Origin of the sequence: Sulfitobacter sp. R18_1 (genome assembly GCF_017743915.1) — a bacterium.
Classification (GTDB): Bacteria; Pseudomonadota; Alphaproteobacteria; order Rhodobacterales; family Rhodobacteraceae; genus Sulfitobacter; species Sulfitobacter faviae.
This window is the reverse complement of sequence record NZ_JAGHRG010000005.1, coordinates 202,081-220,204: the sequence shown is the minus strand read 5'-3', so window position 1 is coordinate 220,204 and position 18,124 is coordinate 202,081. Positions and strand designations below refer to the sequence as shown.

The 18,124-nt window shown below is 62.1% G+C and carries 18 protein-coding genes and 1 other RNA gene; 8 read left to right on the top strand and 11 right to left on the bottom strand.

Going from position 1 to position 18,124, the window contains the following annotated elements; genetic code table 11:
* Positions 1-96: 96 nt before the first annotated feature.
* The 6 genes from J7392_RS12145 to J7392_RS12120 form a co-directional block, all read right to left on the bottom strand.
* A complete protein-coding gene (locus tag J7392_RS12145; RefSeq protein WP_067266693.1) occupies positions 97-522 on the bottom strand; it encodes an HIT family protein in 426 nt (141 codons plus the stop codon).
* Positions 523-589: 67 nt separating this feature from the next.
* Positions 590-1,576, bottom strand: coding sequence for an acryloyl-CoA reductase (acuI, locus tag J7392_RS12140; protein WP_209217769.1), 987 nt, complete (start codon positions 1,574-1,576; stop codon positions 590-592).
* Positions 1,577-1,612: 36 nt separating this feature from the next.
* Positions 1,613-2,716: a dimethylsulfoniopropionate demethylase gene (locus J7392_RS12135; protein WP_209217768.1), complete on the bottom strand. Its 1,104-nt coding sequence runs from the start codon at positions 2,714-2,716 to the stop codon at positions 1,613-1,615.
* Positions 2,716-3,216 (bottom strand): DinB family protein, encoded by a 501-nt coding sequence (locus J7392_RS12130; protein WP_348540703.1) that lies wholly within the window; start codon positions 3,214-3,216, stop codon positions 2,716-2,718. Before J7392_RS12130 ends, J7392_RS12135 begins: the two co-directional genes overlap by 1 nt.
* Entirely contained in the window at positions 3,213-3,845 is a 633-nt protein-coding gene (locus tag J7392_RS12125) for a DUF1326 domain-containing protein (RefSeq protein WP_067266687.1), read from the bottom strand. The genes J7392_RS12130 and J7392_RS12125 overlap by 4 nt, the downstream gene beginning before the upstream one ends.
* A gap of 1 nt (position 3,846) precedes the next feature.
* On the bottom strand, positions 3,847-4,635 hold the full coding sequence (locus J7392_RS12120; RefSeq protein WP_209217767.1) for a DUF2182 domain-containing protein: 789 nt from the start codon (positions 4,633-4,635) through the stop codon (positions 3,847-3,849).
* Positions 4,636-4,712: 77 nt separating this feature from the next.
* Here J7392_RS12120 and J7392_RS12115 point away from each other — a divergent pair, with 77 nt between their 5' ends.
* The 7 genes from J7392_RS12115 (at position 4,713) to J7392_RS12085 (ending at position 9,685) form a co-directional block, all read left to right on the top strand.
* Positions 4,713-5,465, top strand: a complete 753-nt coding sequence (locus tag J7392_RS12115; protein WP_209217766.1) for an FCD domain-containing protein — start codon at positions 4,713-4,715, stop codon at positions 5,463-5,465.
* A 63-nt stretch (positions 5,466-5,528) separates the two neighbouring features.
* Positions 5,529-5,877, top strand: a transfer-messenger RNA (tmRNA) gene (gene ssrA / locus J7392_RS12110).
* A gap of 120 nt (positions 5,878-5,997) precedes the next feature.
* Positions 5,998-7,242: a chromate efflux transporter gene (gene chrA / locus J7392_RS12105; protein ID WP_209217765.1), complete on the top strand. Its 1,245-nt coding sequence runs from the start codon at positions 5,998-6,000 to the stop codon at positions 7,240-7,242.
* 73 nt (positions 7,243-7,315) lie between these two features.
* A complete protein-coding gene (locus J7392_RS12100) occupies positions 7,316-7,795 on the top strand; it encodes a ClpXP protease specificity-enhancing factor SspB (protein WP_067266680.1) in 480 nt (159 codons plus the stop codon).
* Positions 7,796-7,890: 95 nt separating this feature from the next.
* The gene (fumC, locus tag J7392_RS12095; RefSeq protein ID WP_209217764.1) at positions 7,891-9,282 is read left to right on the top strand and encodes a class II fumarate hydratase; all 1,392 of its coding nucleotides are present in this window, start codon (positions 7,891-7,893) and stop codon (positions 9,280-9,282) included.
* Positions 9,279-9,455, top strand: a complete 177-nt coding sequence (locus J7392_RS12090; protein WP_067266677.1) for a DUF4169 family protein — start codon at positions 9,279-9,281, stop codon at positions 9,453-9,455. The genes fumC and J7392_RS12090 overlap by 4 nt, the downstream gene beginning before the upstream one ends.
* The gene (locus J7392_RS12085) at positions 9,452-9,685 is read left to right on the top strand and encodes a ribbon-helix-helix domain-containing protein (protein WP_209217763.1); all 234 of its coding nucleotides are present in this window, start codon (positions 9,452-9,454) and stop codon (positions 9,683-9,685) included. Before J7392_RS12090 ends, J7392_RS12085 begins: the two co-directional genes overlap by 4 nt.
* A 285-nt stretch (positions 9,686-9,970) precedes the next feature.
* Here J7392_RS12085 and J7392_RS12080 read toward each other — a convergent pair whose 3' ends face one another.
* The 4 genes from J7392_RS12080 to J7392_RS12065 form a co-directional block, all read right to left on the bottom strand.
* The gene (locus tag J7392_RS12080; RefSeq protein WP_209217762.1) at positions 9,971-10,864 is read right to left on the bottom strand and encodes a fructose bisphosphate aldolase; all 894 of its coding nucleotides are present in this window, start codon (positions 10,862-10,864) and stop codon (positions 9,971-9,973) included.
* A gap of 68 nt (positions 10,865-10,932) precedes the next feature.
* On the bottom strand, positions 10,933-12,285 hold the full coding sequence (locus J7392_RS12075) for a cytochrome P450 (protein WP_209217761.1): 1,353 nt from the start codon (positions 12,283-12,285) through the stop codon (positions 10,933-10,935).
* Positions 12,282-13,511 carry a hypothetical protein gene (locus J7392_RS12070; protein ID WP_209217760.1) on the bottom strand — a complete coding sequence of 410 codons (1,230 nt, stop codon included), beginning with the start codon at positions 13,509-13,511 and terminating at the stop codon, positions 12,282-12,284. Before J7392_RS12070 ends, J7392_RS12075 begins: the two co-directional genes overlap by 4 nt.
* Positions 13,512-13,564: 53 nt before the next feature.
* A complete protein-coding gene (locus tag J7392_RS12065) occupies positions 13,565-14,317 on the bottom strand; it encodes a cytochrome c biogenesis protein CcdA (RefSeq protein WP_209217759.1) in 753 nt (250 codons plus the stop codon).
* 91 nt (positions 14,318-14,408) lie between these two features.
* Here J7392_RS12065 and J7392_RS12060 point away from each other — a divergent pair, with 91 nt between their 5' ends.
* Positions 14,409-14,636 (top strand): sulfurtransferase TusA family protein, encoded by a 228-nt coding sequence (locus J7392_RS12060; RefSeq protein ID WP_067266668.1) that lies wholly within the window; start codon positions 14,409-14,411, stop codon positions 14,634-14,636.
* 89 nt (positions 14,637-14,725) lie between these two features.
* Here J7392_RS12060 and J7392_RS12055 read toward each other — a convergent pair whose 3' ends face one another.
* Complete coding sequence (locus tag J7392_RS12055; RefSeq protein WP_209217758.1) at positions 14,726-17,638, bottom strand: ribonuclease E/G; 2,913 nt, start codon at positions 17,636-17,638, stop codon at positions 14,726-14,728.
* Positions 17,639-18,124 lie beyond the last annotated feature (486 nt).

Here is an 18,124-nt window from a genome sequence, read left to right as displayed (position 1 = left end):
CCTGCGGCCATTGGGCAAGCCATTGCGGCCAAGCCCCCTTGGAAACTTGGCTAAAACGACCGTTTCGGTACCTGCTGCGACGTAAGTTTGGGGGGACTACCCTGTCCCGAGCGCGGCTGCAATCGCATCAGCCTGTTCGCGAATCCGGTCCATATCCCCCTGCACACCGGGCGGGCGCAGCTTGTCGCCCTCATGCCGTGGCAGGATGTGGTAGTGGAGGTGAAAGACCTCTTGCCCGCCCGCAGCCTCGTTAAACTGCTGCACGGTGATGCCATCGGCGCCAAAGGCGCGCAGGCAGGCGTTAGCGACTTTCTGAACCGTCGCCAGACAATCCGCCAATTGTGCGGGGCTGGCGTCGAGCATGTTGCGGCAGGGCGACTTCGGGATCACCAGACAATGCCCTTCGGCGCGGGGCATGATGTCCATAAAGCAATAGGTCTTGTCGTCTTCATAGACCTTAAAGCTGGGGATCTCTTTGCGCAGGATCTTGGCAAAGATATTGTCGTCGTCGTAGCTGGCCATCATGCTCTCCTTCTGGCGGTCGGGGCGGCGCGGACCATTAACCACACCGCCCCGCGCCGAGGCAATATCAAGCGTTTACGTTGACGACCACCCGGCCCTTGACCTGCCCTTTCAGGATGTCCGCCCCCAATTGCGGCAGATCGCTGAGCCCGGCGGGTTGGACCATCGCTTCCAGCTTGTCCATCGGCAGGTCTTTGGCCACCCGCTCCCAGGCGCGCAGACGGTTGTCATAGGGCTGCATGACGCTGTCGATGCCCAAGAGGTTCACGCCGCGCAGCAGGAAGGGGATCACCGTGGCAGGCAGGGCCGCACCGCCCGCAAGGCCCACGGCCGCCACGCTCGCCCCATATTCCATCTGACCCAGCACGCGGGCCAGCATCGCGCCGCCCACAGCATCGACGCACCCGCCCCATGTCTCGCCCTCAAGGGGGCGCTTCACCGTCTCGTTGATCTCGTCCCGCGCGACGATCCGGGCCGCCCCAAGGCTCTTGAGATAATCTTCGGTCTCGGGCCGCCCGGTGACCGCCGCCACCTCATAGCCGAGGTTGGCAAGGATCGCCGTGGCGACCGAGCCGACGCCCCCCGCAGCACCCGTGACCAGAACCGGGCCTTTCTTGATGCCGTGATCCTCCAGCGCCATGACGGCCAGCATCGCGGTGAAACCTGCCGTGCCCACGGCCATCGCTTGGCGCGTGTCCAGCCCTTCGGGCAGTGGCACCAGCCAATCGGCCTTGACCCGCGCCTTTTGCGCATAGCCGCCCCAATGCGCCTCGCCCACGCGCCAACCGGTCAACACCACCTTGTCGCCGGGCTTGTAACGGTCGTCATTCGAGGCCTCGACCGTGCCGGCGAAATCGATGCCCGGCACATGCGGATAGTTGCGGACCAAGCCACCACCCGGCCCGATGCAGAGCCCGTCTTTGTAGTTCACGGTGGAATATTCGACCGCGACCGTCACCTCGGCCTCGGGCAGTTGGTCTTCGGTGATCTGGGTGACCTCCGCCTGGGTCTTGCCTTCGTCATCCTTGTTTACAATCAGCGCATTAAAGCTCATCTTTCATCTCCTTTTCAGGTTGAAATCTACCGGGCCTCAGGCCCAGTAACTTTGACGTACGGTCACGTCACGCTCGCCATCGGGGGTATGCGCCCGCAACCGCGTGCCCGGGTCCCAATGGGTCATCCGCACCATTCCGATGGCGACATTCACGCCAAAGTCAGGGGACCACACCGCCGAGGTCACCTGCCCCACACGCTTGTCGCCCGCCATCAAGGGCCAGACACGATCACAAAGCGGCACCGGATCGCCTGCGATCTCTAGGGGACGTACCTGTTGCACCGGCCCCTCTTTCGCCACCCGCAGCAGCGCATCTCTGCCGATACAGCCCATCGCCGCCTGCGTGTCGCAGAGCTTGCCAAGACCGCATTCGTGGGGCGTGTTGTCGTCGGTCATGTCATTGCCATAGCTCAACAATCCGCCCTCGATCCGCTCAATCAGGTTCGGACAGCCCGCCCGCACATCCAGATCGCGCCCCGCCTTGAAAAGCGCCTCCCAAAGCGGCATCGCGATATCGGCCCCTTCGGTGTAGATCTCGAAGCCGCCTTGTTTGGAGTAGCCGGAGCGCGCAACATTCATGGCGCGGCCTTGAAACTGAAATTCCCCGAAGCAGAAGAACTTCACCTCCCGCACCGCCGCGCCAAAGACGCGTTCCATCAGATCTTCGGCCTTCGGCCCCTGCACCGCCAGCAGGTTCACATCGGGCTCATCGACCAAAACGTCAAGATGATATCCGTTGCATATCCCCTTGGCCCACAACAACAAATCGCTATCGGCGATGGAAATCCACCAACGATCCTCAGCCAGTTTCACCGCCACCGGATCGTTGAGCATCCCACCCGTCTCATCCACGATTGGCACATAGACACAGCGGCCCGGCGCCACATCGCGCAGATCACGCGGCGTCAGCATCTGCATGAGCCGCGACGCGTCCGGCCCGCGCAGTTCAACCTGTCTTTCGCAAGCCACGTCCCAGACTTGCACGGCTTTCTTCAAGTGGTGATAATCCGCCTCGGTGCTCTCAAATACGGTCGGCAGCAGCATCCGGTTGTAGACCGTATAGGCTTTCACACCCGCCGCCTCGACCCCGGCAGAGAATGGCGTGCGCCTGATCCGGCGCGAGGGAGAGAGTTCGGCCATCAGCCCTCCTCCGGCATAAAGATGAAATCGGTCACCGGCGCGTCACATCCTGCGTTGGTGAGCATGGCGTGCACTTGGCCGCGGTGGTGGGTTTGGTGGTTGAAGAAGTGCACCACACATCCCGCCATCGGCTTAGAAACATCGCGCTGCAAGATACCGGAATGCCAAGTTAAATCTCCATTCAACATCGACTGGTCGAGCCCCGCCGCCCACTCAGAAATAGCAAGGTCGCATTGCCCTCGCGCCAAAACCCAAGCGTCACCGGAGGGGCAAAGCTCGGTGTCTTTGCCTTCCGGTTTTGGCGCGGCAGGGTCGAACCGCGACAGCCAGAGTTGATCGCACCACAGAAGATGGTTCAGCGTGCCGAGGATGGAGCCGAAGAACGCCCCGCGATCCTGCGTTAACGATGCTTCATCCAAAGTCTGAACGACATTCAACAACTGTCTGTTTTGCCACGCATTGTAGCGCGCCATCTCCTTGGCATAGGCGGGGGTGATCACCGCGCCCCCTGCCAATCGATCGCGCAGACCTCAGCCGATTTGCCACCGAAATCCCAGACGCGGCCATAGTCGCGGACCTTGGATTTCACGCCACGCGCGGCGACGATATTCGGTCCCATCCAGTATTTCGAATTGGTGATCGTCACCGGCTCTCCCGGTTCGGCCCCGGCCAGCATCTCGATCTCGCCGTTGATCTTTCGGCCAATGTTGATGACCCGGCGGTTGCCGTCGCGAATGATTTCGACCGGGGCGCGTTCGGCGCCGATGATCTCACTCACCAACATGGTGAAAAGCCCCGTGGTGCCGCCCGCAGCGCCCGAGAAGATTTGCAGCAACCCGTCATAGGCCGCCTCGCTCGCGCGGTCGTCCACATAGGCGGCGACCTTCCAATTTCCCTCGCCCATGCGGCCCGGGATGTCGACCAACAGCCCGACGTTCAGACCGGCCAAGTCCTCCCCCTCGAAATGGCCCTCGTCGATCACGATGCCCATCCATGCATGGCAGTGGCCTTCGGTTGGCAGATGCGCGCCAAGGCTGACCACGCAGGGGCAGAAAACATCGCAAGAGCAGTTCAGGAAAAGCTCGCCCTTGATCGCCCAATCGGCGGGTGTCATCTCTCTGTTTGGCATATCATCCTCCTGTGATCATGGGCCAACCCGCCACGAGACCTGCGCCGAGGATCAGGGCGAAACCCATTGGTTTTGTTGCGTAATGCCCGATCTGGGGCAGTTTTTCGATGACCATGAAAAGCGTGGCCAGCCCCATCCAAGCAAGGTTCATGACCCCGCCGGCAAAGCCCAGAAGCATAAAGCCCCAGCAGCAGCCCGCGCAAAAGGCGCCGAGGCCCAGCCCCATCCGAAAACCGCCCGCGGCGCCGGGGCGCCAGTGGCCCATGAAATACATCATCGGAGAGTGGCAGACGCCGTGGCAAATCTCCTTGGCGCGGGTGAATTGGAAGAGACCCACAGCCGAAAGCAGCGCCGCCGCCGTCCAACGCGATTTCGCGATGCCGAGCATGTCGATGACGCCGCCGTGCAGCAGCAACAGTTGCAAACCCGCGATCCCCGCCGCGAAGATCAGCCAGACCGCGAGGTAGCCCGCCAGCACCGCCAGCCAACCCGCGCGCGTGCCATTGGCCGAAGTCATGAGGTCTTCGTATGCGCGTAGCGTCGGCACCATTGTCGGGACCATCATCGCCGCCATCATCGCGCCCCACATCACGAACAGTGGAAAGAAACGCGCCATGGGCATATACATATCCATGCCCGGATCCATCTGCCGCATGCGTTCACCCATGGCACCGGGGCGGCCCAGCAGATCAAGATCCATCTGCATCGCCATGCTGTACATCATCCACCAAGCGGCGAGAATTAGGGCGAAAAACCCGAGCCATAGTGTTGATCGTACCATCCCGGTCATCGCCGCCCTCCCCTGCGTGCTCTTGTAGATTTAATGTCAGACAATTAAAGTCCTCGCAAACACTAATTGTAAGACATATGAAAATCGACCCAAGCAACCCCGCCGATCTATCGGCCCAGATCGCCACGGCCATTCGCGACGCCATCATCGGCGGGCATCTGATCGTCGACCAGCGCCTGCCCTCCGAGGCGGAGCTTGCCGAGCAGTTCGAGGTTTCCCGCCCCACGGTGCGCGAGGCGTTAAAGCGGCTGGCCGCGCAATCGCTGATCCGCACGCAGCGCGGAGCCACGGGGGGTGCTTTCGTCAACCGGCTGAGCTTCCCGGATGCCTATGCGCAGCAGATCACCACCTCGACCCTGCTGCTGTCGATGAATGCGGTGAGTTTTGAGACCGCCTGCGAGGCGCGCTTCGCCTTGGAACGCGCCTGCGCCCCGCTATCGGCAGAGCGGCGGACAGCGGACCACCTTGCCACCATGCGCGCGGAAATTCACCGGCAAGCGCAGCCGGGGCTGACCGATGAGGCCTTTTGCACCTCCGACGTGGCATTTCACCGGGCGCTGGTCGATGGTGCGGGCAATCCGGTCCTGAGTTATCAACTTGCAGGCGCGGTTGAGGCGATGCAGCCCCTGATGAATATGATCACCTTCACCGCGCGGGATCGCGCACGGATCGTAGCTCTACATCAAGAGATCGCGGATGCGGCAGAGGCCCATGACGGCAGGGCGGTGACGGCAGGGTTGACCGCGCTGGAGGCGGAGACGCAACAGCTTGCCCAAAGCGTTTTCGCCGCGCGTGCGGCGCGGAATGCCGAAACTGCGGGCCGAAGCTAGGTTCGATGATATAAAACAACGCGATACGCGCTTCTCTTGACGTGAAAAATTCGCCGCATCCCACCCCTTGCAATTCACCCATGGCAGCCCTACTTTAATCCTGTCCTTCGGGACTATGGACATAAACGCGCTCGTAATAAGCGGTTCGGACCCGGGGGCGGTACCCGGCGGCTCCACCAAACATCCTTCATTTGGGGATCATGGGGCCGAAATAGGATCGACGAACGTCTAAAGGGGTTGCTTTGTCTCGGTGAGATACCACCGTTATCGGTTCAAACTGTACAATTGCAAATGACAATCGTGCTCCAGTTGCGATGGCCGCGTAAGCGGTTTCAGCGACTGAAATCTTAAGTCCTTAGGCCTTGCAGCTTAAGGCGGGGTTCGCAGGTACCTGGCAACAGAAACCTGCACTTTTCCTTTCAGTTTCATACCCGTTAGACAGCGCTCTTGCCTTCACTTGACCGCGCTTTCCTCTGGCCCTATCCGTGACGAGACGAAGCCGTGGTGGCTTTGATGACGCAGGATGGCCCCGATGACCCCGCCCAGTTGGCCCGATATGTTTCGCGTGTTTGGCCGGATCGGGTTGATGTCCTTCGGCGGCCCTGCAGCCCAAATCGCCGTGATGCACCGCGAGCTGGTCGAGCATCGCCCGTGGCTGAGCGAGCAGACCTACCTGCGGGCCCTTTCGCTCTGTATGCTGTTGCCCGGACCGGAGGCGATGCAGCTGGCGACCTATGCAGGCTGGCGCCTGCGCGGGGTCGCGGGCGGGTTGCTGGGAGGGTTGCTTTTCGTCGTGCCGGGGGCGGTCTTCATCGCCGCACTCGCGCTGCTGTATGCGTGGTATGGGCAGATGCCCTTGGTCCAAACCGCGTTTTTGGGCATCAAGGCCGCTGTCATTATCGTGGTATTCCAAGCGCTTCTGAAGGTTTCTTCAAAGGCGCTTCACGGGCGGCTCGGCTGGGCGCTGGCATTTGGCTCGTTCATCGCGCTCTTCGTGCTGGGCCTGCCGTTTCCGCTGATCATTCTGGTGGCCGGGGCCATTGGGATGCTGACCCGAAGCCCAACTCCCGAGACCGAAGCCGCCAACCTGCCGCCGGCGCATAGCCTCCGCACCCTGCTCATCTGGGGTGGTCTCTGGGCCGCGCCGCTTCTGTTCCTTGCCCTCATCGGCGACGACTTTCTGCTGCAACTGGGGCTGTTCTTTTCCAAACTGGCCGTGGTGACCTTCGGCGGGGCCTATGCGGTGCTGGCCTATATGACCCAGACCGTGGTGCAGGATTTCGGCTGGATTGAGACCGATCAGATGATCGACGCGCTTGGCTTGGCTGAGACAACCCCCGGCCCGCTGATCCTCGTGACGCAATTCGTCGGGATGTTGGCGGGATTTGCGCAAAGCGGCCCCGCGGGGGCGATGGCTGCCGGGCTGCTGGCGCTTTGGGTCACTTTCACGCCCTGTTTCCTGTGGATTTTCCTTGCGGGCCCGTATCTTGAGGCGCTCTCTGATCAGCCGCGCATCGCAGGCGCGCTGCGGGCGATCACGGCGGCTGTGGTGGGGGTCATCGCCAATCTCTCGGTTTGGTTCGCGCTGCATGTGCTGTTTGACCGGGTGGGCGCTGATGGCCCGCTCGCCCTGCCCCTGCCCGTTTGGGACAGTTTCAACCCCATGGCCGCCGCGCTCACCCTTTTGGCTGCCGTGCTGATGCTGGCGCTCAAGCGTGGTTTTGTCCTCACGATGGTTCTGCTCGCCACGCTGGCGCTGATCCTTCACGCGATTTAGCGCGGGACCCCCTTTCACTCGCCCCTGAATGGGGTATGCTTACCCCTGCCCAACGCCCGGACCGGAGAGAAGAATGAGCCGCAGCATTGATTACGGCAACCTGATGCACGAAGCCATGCGGGGCCTGATCCGCAGGGTCTTGCAAGACGTATCGGACAAGGGACTGCCGGGGAATCACCATTTCTTCATCACTTTCGACACCTCGCATCCGGATGCGGAATTGGCCGATTGGCTGTCCGACCGCTATCCCGATGAGATGACCGTGGTGATGCAGCATTGGTATGACGGCCTTGATGTGGGTGAAGACGGTTTCGCCATCACGCTGAACTTCGGCGATGCGCCGGAGCCGCTTTATATTCCTTACGACGCGATCCGCACCTTCGTGGACCCTTCGGTTGAGTTCGGCCTACGGTTCGAACAGCAAGAAACCGAAGAGGAAGACGTGGCGGAAGACGAGGCCACGCTCGACCAGACGGATGAGGCAGAGTTGGAAGTCGCGGAAGAGCCGGTCAAAGATGCTGAGATCGTCTCGCTCGATTCCTTTCGGAAGTAGCGGCGGAATGGCCGTTAGCGCCATCCCCGCATTGCGCAGCGCGTAAGGCGCAGGTACACCGCTGGACAACGATAAGTCACAGCAGGAGCCGCAGAATGGCCGATACCCGCACCGAAACCGACAGCTTTGGTCCGCTCGAAGTCCCCGCCGATAAATACTGGGGCGCGCAGACGCAGCGTTCGATCATGAACTTCCCGATTGGCTGGGAAAAGCAGCCCATCGCCATCGTGCGCGCGCTCGGCGTGATCAAGAAGGCCTGCGCGCAGGCGAATGTGGCGCAGGGCTCGCTGGACGAGGAACGCGGTCGCGCGATCATTCAGGCCGCTGGCGAAGTGTTCGAGGGCAAGTTCGACGATAACTTCCCGCTGGTGGTCTGGCAGACCGGTTCCGGCACCCAGTCGAACATGAACGCCAATGAAGTCATCGCCAACCGCGCAATTGAACTCATGGGCGGCACCATCGGCTCCAAGGACCCGGTGCACCCCAACGATCACTGCAACATGGGCCAGTCCTCGAACGACACCTTCCCCACCGCCATGCATATTGCTACCGCGATGACGGCCCGTGACGTGCTGCTGCCGGGGCTGGAGAAGCTGCACGGCGCGTTGCAGAAAAAGGTCGAGGAATTCGACGGCATCATCAAAATCGGCCGCACCCATACGCAGGACGCGACACCGCTGACGCTGTCTCAGGAATTCTCGGGCTATACCCATCAGGTCGCCATGGGCATCGCCCGCGTGCGCGACGCACTTGGCCGTATCTATGAGCTGGCACAGGGCGGCACCGCCGTGGGCACCGGGCTGAACACCAAACAGGGCTGGGCGGAAACCGTGGCGCATAACATGGCCGAGATCACCGGCCTGCCCTTCGTCACCGCGCCCAACAAATTCGAAGCACTTGCCGCCCATGACGCGATGGTCGAGATTTCCGGCGCGCTGAAGACCGTGTCGGCCTCGCTGTTCAAAATTGCCAATGACATCCGACTTCTGGGCTCCGGCCCGCGCTGCGGTCTGGGCGAACTGATCCTGCCGGAGAACGAGCCCGGCTCTTCGATCATGCCGGGCAAGGTGAACCCAACGCAATGCGAGGCACTGACACAGGTCTGTGCCCATGTCATGGGCAATGATGCCGCCGTGGGTTTCGCCGGCTCGCAGGGCCATTTCGAGCTCAACGTCTACAAGCCGATGATGGCCTATAACGTGCTGCAATCCATGCAGCTTTTGGGCGATGCGGCCTCGGCCTTTACCGACAATCTGGTGGATGGCCTCAAGGCTGACGCGGACCGGATCGAGAAGCTCATGCGCGAGTCGCTGATGCTGGTGACCGCGCTGGCCCCCGAGATCGGTTATGACAACGCCACCAAGGTCGCCAAGACCGCACATAAGAACGGCACCACGTTGAAGGAAGAGGCGATTGCCTTGGGCTTCGTCGATGCCGAGACATTCGAGCGTGTGGTGCGCCCCGAGAACATGATCGGCCCGAAATGAGCCAGCCCATCAACCTGAACAAGGCGAGAAAGGCACGCGATCTTGCGGCCCGCCGCGCTCAGGCGGATGAGAATGCGCTGCGCTTTGGCCGTAGCAAGGCCGAGAAGGAGGCGGCGCGCAAAAGCGCCGCCCAAGCCAAGGCCACGCTCGACGCGCATAAGCGCGAGACATGAGCGCACGGCCCCGCAAACATTCGGTGACCCTAAGGGGTCACCGGACATCGATCTCCCTCGAAGACGAGTTTTGGGATGAGTTCCGCGCCATCGCCGCCGCGCGGGGCGTGCCGATCAACGCGTTGGTGGCCGAGATTGACGCCGCCCGTGGGCTGGACATCGGGCTGGCCGGGGCGATCCGCTTGTTTGTGCTGCGGTCGTTAAAGGAACGTTTACCAAAAGCGGATTAGTGTCCGGCCATGACTTTGGCCTCTCCCCTTTCGCCACAGGCGTGGCTCCACAGCCTCTTTGCCTCCCGCGCCGCAATCAGCGGTCAAGTGATCCGGCGCAAAGCGCGGGATATCGAGAAATTCGTCGGACGCCGGGCATTCGAAGCGGAATTGAAGCGCCGCGGGTATCAAGCGGTGGAAAACGCCGGACAGGTCATCATATTTTGCAATCGTGAACCCATCCGGCGGATCGTGTAGCCGTTTTCTTTGAAAGAAAACGGCCCCGGAATTTTCAAAAAATTCCGTTTAACAGATCGACGCTTGGTAGATTTTCTCGATGTTCTGCCCGAGCGCCTCATTGAACTCCGCGTCCGTCATCTTGACGTTCAGCCCTTCCGTCAAAGCGCGGGAGAAGCTGGCGATCATGGTCCGGTTCTTGCCCAGCCGTTCGCAGGCTTCCGCTGTGGAATAGCCGCCCGACAGCGCCACGACGCGCAGCACATTGGCATGTTCGGCCAGATCGTCATAGAGGCCGGCCTTCTCGGGGATCGTCAGCTTCAGCATCACCATCTCACCTTCGGGGAGCGCCTTCAGGTGTTTCGCGATCTCGCCGTGCAGAATTTCTTCGGCCTCGGCCTTGCTCTCTGAGTTGATGTTCACCTCGGGCTCGATGATCGGCACGAGACCGGCGGCGCAGACCTGTTTGGCCAGCTCGAACTGCTGCGCCACCACGGCGGCGATGCCGTTTTCATTGGCCTCATGAATGACAGAGCGTTCCTTGGTGCCGAAGATGCCGTGCTTTACCGCGCGGGCCAGCAGATCGTCGATCTCCATGATCGGCTTCATCATCTGCACGCCGTTATTGGTCTCTTCCAGACCCTTGTCGATCTTCAGGAAAGGCACCACGCCGCGGTCTTCCCAGAGCAGTTGCGCGACCGGTTTGCCGTTGATCGTGTCATCCATCGTGCGCTCGAAAAGGATCGCGCCGATAACTTTTTCAGAGGTGAAATCATCGGCCAGAATGATCCGCGCCCGCATGTCATGGACGGCTTTGAACATCTCTTCGTCGCCGTTGTAATCCGACGATTCCACGCCATAGAGGCTCAGCGCCTTGGGGGTGGAGCCACCCGATTGATCAAGCGCCGCGATGAAGCCCTTGCCGCTGTCCATTTGCTCAAGTTGCGCCTTGTCGTAGCCCATGTCACCCAGGTCCTATTTTGATTCCGTTCGCTGCGTTTCTAATTGAAACGCAAAGCCGATGATAGCAGCTAGCGTCTTGATAGCGCTAACCAAATGCCCTTATCTGAACGGACGGTCAAATGTGCGACAGGCACTGGCACGCGGCCCGACTGAGCCGTCACGCGGAAGTCGCGCAGGATGCGCGACAGGATCAGCGGCCCCTCGACCATGGCAAAGCCCGCCCCGGTGCAGACCCGCGGCCCGGCGGAGAATGGGATGAAAGCGTCGCGCTGGCACTGTTTGCCATTCTCGGTCTGCCAGCGGGTTGGGTCAAAGCCGTCGGGGTTGTCCCAGAGCCGTTCGTGCCGGTGCAAATGCCACGGGCTGAGCACCAGTTGCGCGCCCTGTTTCACCTGTCGATCACGGAAGCGTTCGGGGCAGCGGTTCTCGCGGACCATCATCGGCACGGGCGGGTAAAGGCGCAGCGTTTCGCGAAAAACATCGCGGCTGAGCTTGAGTTTCGACATCACCGCGAAATCGCAGCTATCAAGCGCCTGCGCCTCTTCAGCCAGCCGCTCTTGCCACGCGGGATGTGTGGCCATCAAATACAGCGCCCAAGCAAGGGCCGAGGCGCTGGTCTCATGCCCTGCAAGAAAGAAGATCGCGACCTGATCGACCATCTCTTGGGTGTCGAAGCGCGCTCCGGTTTCGGGATCGGCTTGGGTCATGATTTTGGTGGCAAGATCGTCGGGCGCGGTGCCCGCCTCGATCTGCGCCATGCGCGCGCGAGTCAGATCGGTGATCAGCGCCCTGATCCGCGCCGAACTGGCCCGCGTGTCGCGGCGAAACAGCCGCGGCATCCAGCGCGGCAGCGGCAAAAGCGCCCCGAGGTTCAGGATCGGCTGGCTGCGCTGGTAGTTGCGAAACTCGTCAAAAACCGCGCGGGCGACCTCATGTTCGATCGGCAGCGAAAACAGCGTGCGAAAGATCACATCGGCGGCGGCGTGGCTTGTCTCAGCCTCGATCTCGACCACCTCACCCGCCTTGGGGTCCAGCCTTGCCGCAGCCGCCTCTGCCGCGTCCCACATGGCTGGAAAGGTCTCGCGCAGCCGCCCGCCCTCGAAGGCTGGGTCGATGATGCGGCGCTGGCGTTTCCATGTCTCGCCATTGGTCAGAAAGACTGAGTTGCCCAAGAGGGGCCCCAGCCCCTCGCCGATGCGGTCGGATTTGGGAAAATCTTCGGGCCGGTCTTTCAACACGGTTTTGACCAGCTCGGGCTGGTTCATCAGGTAGCTGCGGAAGAAGGGCGTTTTAAACTCTGCCATCCATGCCCGATAGAGCCGCGCGGGCTGGGCCGATAGGATGTCGGCGCGGAACAGTTTGGCATAGCGCCAGAGCGACACGCGGTCGGGCCGCGCAGAGGGTTTGGGCGGATGGCTCATGCGGCGACAGAGGTGTATTTGCTGACTGCCTGGTCGATTCGCGATTTCGACGCGGGCCGCCCATCATAGCGCGCAGCAAGTGTCTGGGGCCCGGCGGTAATCTGGAAATAATCATAGTCGCGCGGGTGGTCAAAGGCGCAGAGATACTGGAAATGCAGCCGGAAGAAGCGCCAGCGCAGCGCTTTCCAACGCGCGGGGCTAAGCGTTTGCGTGAAGGCGGCGGAGAAGACCAGCGGCCAGCGTTTCCCTTCGGGGGCCACGCCGGACACCGACACCGGATCGCAAAGCGCAAAGGCGCAGCCATCGCCCGGCGCGGTGACATCGACCCAAGCCAATTCATCACGTGCCGAGAGATAGCGCAGATCGCTGCGCAACCGCTCGGCCCGGGGCAGGAAAGACACCATTGGCACCACCTGCCCCAGCGTGAGGAAACCCAGAGCAGGCCCGCCTTCGGCCACCCTGTCCGACCGGATCAGATCGGCCAGCACCGATACCCCCAGATGCGCGCCCGAGGAATGGCCGACGACCAAGACCTCGTCGACATCATCAGTCAGCGCAGCGGCGATGGCATCGGCAAAGGTCGCCATCCGGGCCTCAAGCTGCGGTGGATTCGCGCCCTTGGTGGCGGCGGAATAGGCGTAGTCATGCATCAGGTAATAGGCGAAAAACTTGCCGTCCTTCTTTTTGAACCAGCGCAGCAGGGCAACGCCCAACCCCATGCCCAGTGCCGCGAAGGCGAGCCGCGCGGCCCAATGATCGCTGAGCGCCCCAAGTGCGGCATAGGCCAACAGGCCAAGTGCCACCGCCAGCAGCGCCTGCGCGATCAACATGCCAACGGGGTAGAGTGCGGCGATCACCGGCCCCTTGCGCAGCCGCATCAACCGCCAAAGCGCGCCCGATCCGATGTAGACCCAAGCGGTGCGCAGCAATTGCCAATAGGTCGCGGGGATCGAACTGCTCATGCTTTCGCGCACGATGTCGGACCAGACCAGCACCTCCACCTGCGCGGTCACCCGCTGCCCGTCGATCTCAGCGTTCACCTGCCAGCCGTAATTGCCGCGGCCTGCCTTCGGCTTCAGCCCGATCTCATAGCCCGAGATCGCCGCCTGCGCGGCGCTTTCCTTGCGGTACAGCTCGCGGTAGCGGCGCGGGTGAATCGGATCGTAGCCGGGGATGTAGAACACCCGGCGCGTTTTCACCGTCTTTCCCTGCGCTTTGCTTACCATGCCCACCCTCTTCTTCGGCATAGTCTAGCCGTAATTCGGGGCGAGAATAAGGCTTAACCCACGGTTGCGAGGATCGGGAAGGTTTCGAGCAGCCAGAAGGAGAAAGCCGTGAAAGCACCGGTCAGCAAGGCCAGCCCGACGAGCACAAGAAGCCCGCCCATGATCCGCTCAATCAGCTTCATATGCGGCTTGATATGGTTCATCAGCGTCATTGCGCGGGTGATGAACATCGCGGCCAGCAGAAAGGGAATGCCCAGCCCTGCTGCATAGACGCCCAGCAAAAGCGTACCGCGAGAGACGGAAGCCTCGCTCGCCGCGAGCGACAGGATCGCGCCAAGCTGCGGGCCGATGCAGGGCGTCCAGCCAAAGGCGAAGGCCAGCCCCAGAACATAGGCGCCAAAGCTGGAACCGCCCTTGTCGCCCGCGTCCAACCGCGCCTCTTGGTCCAGAAAGGGAATCCGGAAAAGGCCGATAAAATGCAGGCCAAAGACGATGATCACCACGCCGGAAATCTTAGCGAAAAGCGCCTGATTCTGAAGAAAGAACATCCCAAAAGCTGAGGCGGTGAAGCCCAAGAGCACGAAGACGGTGCTTAGCCCCAGCACGAAGAACAGCGCTGCCACCACCGCCCGCCGCCGCGCGCTGGATTGGCTCGACATGTCATTGATCGACACGCCCCCCATATAGGCCAGATAGGGCGGCACGATGGGCAGCACGCAGGGCGACAGGAAACTGAAAATCCCGGCGACAAGGGCGATGGTCATGGCCGGCAGGATCCCGGCGTCGAGGAGGCTTATTTCAAACATGACCGACTCCTAGACCGACATGGCCCCGGCGTCACCTGTCATATTGTCACAAGATCGTGGACCTCGGGACCGGCTTGGCTTAACTGATCTTATGAAAATCGAAAAACTGGATGCCACGGGGCTTCTCTGTCCCCTGCCCGTGCTGAAAGCACGGAAACGTTTGGCCGCGCTGGCGCCGGGCGATCAGCTTCACATGACGGCGGATGACCCCGCCGCCGTGATCGATGTGCCGCATTTCTGTGCCGAGGCGGGCCATCAGCTGACCGAAACCCGGACCGAGGGCGCGGCAGAGCTTTACATCATCACCAAGGGCGGCTGAACGGGCGCGGTCGCGCCGTCTTTCTTACCCTATCGCCAAACTGAAAACGGCGGGCCTGAGAGCCCGCCGTTTCCTTTATCTAGAGCGCTTTAGCTGCCCAGCGACCACCAGCCGCGCCGTTTGGGCTTGGGCTTTTCGGCGGGCTGCTCTTCGACCTTTTCGGCCACTGGCTCAGGAGCGGTTTCGGCAGCGGGTGCCTCGGCCTCGACCGGCTGCGGCGCGGGGTCGGGCTGCGGCTCAGGCTGAGGCGCTTCCGCGACGGGCGTCGCCGTCTCCGGTGACGGGGCCGCGATGGGCGCTTCGCTCGGCAAGGCTTCGGCCATCGCATCGGGCGTGGCTTCGGCGACCGGCTCGACCGGCTTGGCCTTGGCGCGGCTGCGGCGCTTGGGCTTCGGCGCGGGTGCGGCCTCTTCCTCACTTGCCACGGCGTCTGCGCTCACGGTCTCTTCCGCCGCTTCGGTTGCGGGTTTCTTGGTCCGACGGCTGCGCTTGGCCTTGGGCTTGGGCGTCTCCTCCCCTTCGGCCTCTGCGCTGACCTTCGGCGCTTCGCCTTCTGCGGCGGCAAGGGCTTCGGGCGCGGGTTCCGCTTCGGGAGCGATTTCGGCCTTAGGCTTGCGCGAGCGGCTGCGGGATTTGGGCTTGGGTTTCTCCTCGGCAGCAGGCGCGGGTTCCGCTTCGGCTTGCGGGGCTTCCGCCTCTACCGGCGCGGTTTTCTCACCCTCGTCCGATTTCGCTTCGTCCTGCTGCTGAGCACCGTTTTGATCCTCTGCACCGTTCTGCTGATCGCCATTGCCATTGCGGCCACGGCCACCCCGGCTACGGCGACGACGGCGGCGGCGCTTGGATTTGCCCTCGCCCTCTTCACCATTGCCATTGCCATTGCCGTTACCGTTGTCGGAGGGGCTGGCGTCCTGTGCGGCGGGGGCCTCTTCGGCCTCGGCGGCGCTCTCATCCTCGTCGATTTGATCCATGAGGGAAGTATCGACCGAGACGACGTGATCCGAGACGGGCGGCACGGTGCGGGTGGCCGTCTTGAACTTCTCGATGTGGAAGTCGGGGCTCACCAGCGACGGATCGCCTTCGATCCGCACGGACATGCCATAGCGCATTTCGATATGGGCGATATGCTCGCGCTTTTGGTTCATCAGGAAGTTGGCGATGCCCACGGGGGCGCGTACCAATACCTCGCGGGAGCGGCGGCGGGTGCCTTCTTCCTCGATCTGGCGGATAATCGACAGGGCGAGGTTATCGTCCGAGCGCACGAGGCCGGTGCCGTGGCAGGCGTGGCAAGGCTGGGTCGTCGCCTCGATCATGCCGGGGCGCAGGCGCTGGCGCGACATTTCCATCAGGCCAAAGCCCGAGATGCGGCCCACTTGAATGCGCGCGCGGTCGGTCTTGAGCCGATCCTTCATGCGCTTTTCGACGGCGGCGTTGTTCTTGCGCTCGTCCATATCGATGAAGTCAATCACGATGAGCCCGGCAAGGTCACGCAGACGCAGCTGGCGGGCGACCTCATCGGCGGCTTCAAGGTTGGTCTTGAGCGCGGTCTGTTCGATCGAGCCTTCTTTGGTGGCCCGGCCCGAGTTCACGTCGATCGCCACCAGCGCTTCGGTCACGCCGATCACGATATAGCCGCCCGAGGGCAGTTGCACCGTGGGGTTGAACATGCCCGAAAGGTAGCTCTCGACTTGGTACCGGGCAAACAGCGGCAGGCTCTCGTTGTAGAGCTTCACGTTCTTCGCGTGGGACGGCATGATCATCTTCATGAAGTCCTTGGCGATGCGGTAGCCGCGCTCGCCCTCAACATGAATCTCGTCGATCTCGCGGTTGTAGAGGTCGCGGATCGAGCGTTTGATCAGATCGCCTTCCTCGTAGATCTTGGCAGGCGCGATGGACTTCAACGTCAGCTCGCGGATCTGCTCCCAGAGGCGCTGGAGGTATTCGTAATCGCGCTTGATCTCGGCCTTTGTGCGTTTCGCCCCGGCGGTGCGCACGATGAGGCCGGCACCTTTCGGCACCTCGATCTCGGTCGCGATCTCTTTCAGCTTCTTGCGGTCGGCGGCATTGGTGATCTTGCGGCTGATGCCGCCACCGCGGGCGGTGTTGGGCATCAGCACGCAGTAGCGGCCCGCGAGGCTGAGATAGGTGGTCAGCGCCGCACCCTTGTTGCCGCGCTCTTCCTTGACGACCTGCACCAACAGGATCTGGCGGACCTTGATGACTTCTTGAATCTTGTAGCGGCGCGGGCGCGGTTTGCGCACGGGGCGGATGTCTTCGCTGTCGTCTTCATCGGCGACGGATTCGATGGAATCGTCCTTCGCCGTGGCATCGCTGCCTTTGTCCTCGCCATCGGCGTCTTCACCGTCGGCCTGCGCGTCATCCTTGGTGTCGACATCCTCGACCTTTGCCGCGTCATCCGCCGTGGCGGGAGCCGCGTCCTCGGCCTTGGCGACATCGCCCTCCGCCGCATCATTCTCGGGCTCTTCGACCGGCGTTTCCGCGACCCGCTCCATGGGCGAGCTGCCCTCTTCGCTGTCGAGATCGACGGTTTCCATGCCCGCGATCTGATCGCTGTTGTCCTCGGCGACCTCGGCGGTGGCTACGGCATCATCGCTGTTGGTCTCGGCCGCTTGGCTCTTCGACCGGCTGCGCGACCGCGAGCGGGTCCGCTTGGGTTTTTCTTCCTCGTCATCCTTGGCGGCCTGCGCTTCGGCATAGGCGCGCTCTTCTTCCAGCAGCGCCTGACGGTCGGCCACGGGAATCTGGTAATAATCGGGGTGAATTTCCGAGAAAGCGAGGAAACCGTGACGGTTGCCGCCATAGTCGACAAAGGCCGCCTGAAGCGACGGTTCGACCCGTGTAACCTTGGCTAGATAGATATTGCCAGCAAGCTGGCGTTTGTTTTCCGATTCAAAATCGAATTCTTCGACCTTGTTTCCGTCCACGACCACGACCCGAGTTTCCTCGGCGTGGGTGGCATCGATAAGCATTTTCTTAGACATAGATCCATTATGCACAGCACCCGCGCACAAAAGGCCCCTGGCGGGGCTTCGGGCTGGGAGGTGTGACTTGTCAGGGCGATGGAGGACGCGGCAACAGCAGGGCCACGAATGGCCCCCGACTGTCTGCTCTGAGCATCTGCGCGCGTCATCGCGGTTCTTCTCCGATGCGAGGGCTCTGCGGCCTCTCCCATCCATTAATTAGCTGTGCTTCGGTCGGGCTAACCCTCGCGAATATCAGCGGTTCTTCGGCCGTTTCCGGCCCAATCGGTCTGCTGGCCCCCCGGTGTCGGGCTGGCACGGCAGCGAAACTGTCAAAAGTCACCATACGCCAGTCGGGCGTTACAGGACTTATCCGGCTAGTTAAGGGCTTTAAGGGGTGAAACACAATGGTCAATCGAATGAGCAACAGTCAAATGCGCTTTATCCCCGGTCGGTTGACAAGGCGCATGGGCTTGGAAACATTCAGACTGTCGCAGCGGCTGTCGC